3 protein-coding genes are annotated in these 2,885 nt (G+C 36.1%); 2 read left to right on the forward strand and 1 reads right to left on the reverse strand.

Translation table 11 applies throughout. From position 1 onward, the window contains the following. On the reverse strand, positions 1-257 hold a 257-nt coding region (locus BZK14_RS05035), incomplete at its 3' end, for a nitrilase-related carbon-nitrogen hydrolase (RefSeq protein ID WP_281249076.1). Positions 258-486: 229 nt separating this feature from the next. Between BZK14_RS05035 and recN the strand changes: the two genes are divergently transcribed. Continuing rightward, entirely contained in the window at positions 487-2,151 is a 1,665-nt protein-coding gene (gene recN, locus BZK14_RS05040; RefSeq protein ID WP_077925476.1) for a DNA repair protein RecN, read from the forward strand. Further along, positions 2,148-2,837 carry a murein L,D-transpeptidase catalytic domain-containing protein gene (locus BZK14_RS05045; protein WP_077925477.1) on the forward strand — a complete coding sequence of 230 codons (690 nt, stop codon included), beginning with the start codon at positions 2,148-2,150 and terminating at the stop codon, positions 2,835-2,837. Before recN ends, BZK14_RS05045 begins: the two co-directional genes overlap by 4 nt. Positions 2,838-2,885 lie beyond the last annotated feature (48 nt).

Here is a 2,885-nt window from a genome sequence, read left to right on the forward strand (position 1 = left end):
TAACCTAATAATACAACTTCTTGAGGCTTAACATGCGCCGCTATTTGAGATAAAGCCCATTGACATGAATCTAAAAACTGATCTTTCAAAAAAAGATCATCAGCACCATAACCTGATACACATAACTCAGGAAAAATGATCAATTCCGCCCCATTTTGTTGTGCAACATGAATAGCATCTATGATGCGCTTTGTATTCGACTGAACATCACCGCCAATACTACTGACCTGCATCAAACCAATCTGTAGGTTATACATCCACTTTCCTTTCACCCATTAACTCTGACAAAATTTTAATAACAACATGATTTATAAGTTTTGCCATGTTGCTAAAATTATAAATAATATCATTAATTAACTATTCTAATACTGATTTTACAAAAATTAAATAAAAATATGAGACATGAGATGATATTAATAATTATGATACTTCACAAGAATTGGTTACAATATGCGCGCTTGACTGATCAACCAAAGGTATCTTTACATGCTTGTTGAATTAACCATAGAAAACTTAGCGATCATTGAAAACTTATCATTAGAATTTGATCGCGGTCTGTCTGTCATCAGCGGTGAAACGGGCGCAGGTAAATCCATCACCGTTGATGCACTTAGTTATATTTTAGGTGGCAAAGTCGATCATAGCCTAATTAGCCATGATAAAAGCCAGTGTAATTTGGTAGCACACTTTGATGTTTCTGATATTCCTAAAGCCAAAACATGGTTACAAGAACAGCTCATTGAATCAGAAGATGGCGAGTGCATTATTCGTCGAGTGATTAATAAAGAAGGCCGCTCAAAAAACTATATCAATGGTCAATCCATGCCTTTACATGCACTTAAAAGTCTAGGTGAATTGCTGATTGATATTCATGGACAACACGCTCATCAATCCTTAGTCAAAGATGGCCATCAACGGGAATTATTAGACCAATATGCAGAAACTGAAAGTGAATTAATAAAGTTACAAATTTTATCCAAAGAAATTCGTCAACGAACTGAACAGCTCCATCAACTTAAAAATCGAGATGATTCGATGCGTGAACGTATTGATTTTTTAAACTTTCAACTTCAAGAATTTAAAAATATTTCTCCTAAACAAGGAGAATGGGAAAGTATACTAGAACAACACAATGAGGCGAGTCATGCTGAAGAATTTCAAGATGGTATTCAAAAATGCTTAAATTATTTAAATGATGATCGTGGCGTTTTAACTCAATTAAATCGTATTGGCCAACAGCTCACAACTTTGGCTAAATTGGATGATAAATTTAAGAGCTATGCAGATATGATCAATGAAGCAGATATCCTCTGCTCTGAAGTTGCCAATGATCTCAATCGCATGGATAACACGGAAGTGGATGAAAAAACTTTAATGCAGTTGGAATCTCGTATGCGAGAACTCAATGACTTAGCAAGAAAACATCGCGTTGAGCCTGAAGAATTACTCACAAAACAGCAAGACATTGAAACTGAAATTGCCTCACAATTTTTATCCGATGAAGCAATCGAAGATTTAGAAAATGAGTTAAAAGAATATCAAATTAAATGGCAAAAAATCGCAGATAAAATTACCCAAAAACGTCAAAAAGCTATCATCATTCTCAATAAACAAATCACAAATGCAATGCAAGGTTTATCTATGACAGGTGGCGCGTTTGATATCCGCTTGCATCCTGAAAAAAGCTTTGGGCCTCATGGTCAAGAAAATGTGGAGTTCCATGTTCGCTCAAATCCTGGTATGCCATTTTATCCATTGGGAAAAGTTGCTTCAGGTGGTGAGCTTGCACGTATTAGCTTAGCCATCTCTGTCATTTTAAGTATGAAATCTTCTCTACCCACTTTAATCTTTGACGAAGTAGATACCGGCGTTGGTGGTGCGGTTGCGGAGATGATTGGCAAACATTTACAAGAGTTGAGCGAGGGCCGCCAAGTTTTTTGTGTCACACATTTACCACAAGTGGCAAGCTTTGGGCATCACCATTTTGCTGTTGCCAAAACAAAATCTGACAATCACACTGAAACACAGATCAAAAAATTATCCAAAGAAGAACGGGTACAAGAAATCGCAAGAATGCTAGGCGGTGTTAAACTAACAGAAGCAACCTTCAACCATGCTCGCGAAATGCTAACAGCTAGCCATTCACTATGAAAAATTATTTAAAATGGTTCAGCTATCTTATTATATTTGTACTGATTCTAGGCGGAGTCGGATCTGCCATTTATTACAAGGATCGCTTGTGGCTCATTCCAAAATACTTTGAGCGTGGCACAACATCACCTTCTGATGTCATACCACAAAAAAGTACAATTTCACTCGAAAATCGAGCCAAAGAAGCTTATGAATATGCCAGAACTCATGACATGGATTTAGATCACGCTGTACTCATAGATTTTTCTCGTCATTCAGGCAAAAATCGTTTCTTTGTATGGAGTTTTAAAGAGAATAAACCTGAAATTGAAAGCTTAGTGGCACATGGTTATGGCAATACAGGCTTTGAAAGCACCAATCAAAAGATTATCTTCAGTAATCAACCCAATAGCTATGCTTCTTCTTTAGGTAAATACAAGCTTGGTGCTCGTGCTTATAGTAAATGGGGTATCAATGTCCATTATAAAATGCATGGCTTAGAAAAGACTAATAGCAATGCTTTTAGTCGTTACATTGTGCTACATTCCTACAAATCCATCCCCAATGAAGAAACGTATCCAAATTACTTACCCTTAGGATTTAGCCAAGGTTGCCCTGTTGTGGATGATGAAACCATGCGAAAGGTAGATAGTCTCCTACAAACTAAGAAAAAACCTGTTTTATTATGGATATATTATTTAGAATAATATTTGATCTTACAATTAACTCATTATTATCATAATGAGTTATTATAG

The organism is Wohlfahrtiimonas larvae (assembly GCF_002006755.1).
Classification (GTDB): Bacteria; Pseudomonadota; Gammaproteobacteria; order Cardiobacteriales; family Wohlfahrtiimonadaceae; genus Wohlfahrtiimonas; species Wohlfahrtiimonas larvae.

What these genes read in the sequence shown, in the direction of transcription:
- recN (WP_077925476.1), top strand. Translation starts at nt 487, where the DNA reads ATGCTTGTTGAATTAACCATAGAAAACTTAGCGATCATTGAAAACTTA.
- BZK14_RS05045 (WP_077925477.1), top strand. Translation starts at nt 2,148, where the DNA reads ATGAAAAATTATTTAAAATGGTTCAGCTATCTTATTATATTTGTACTG.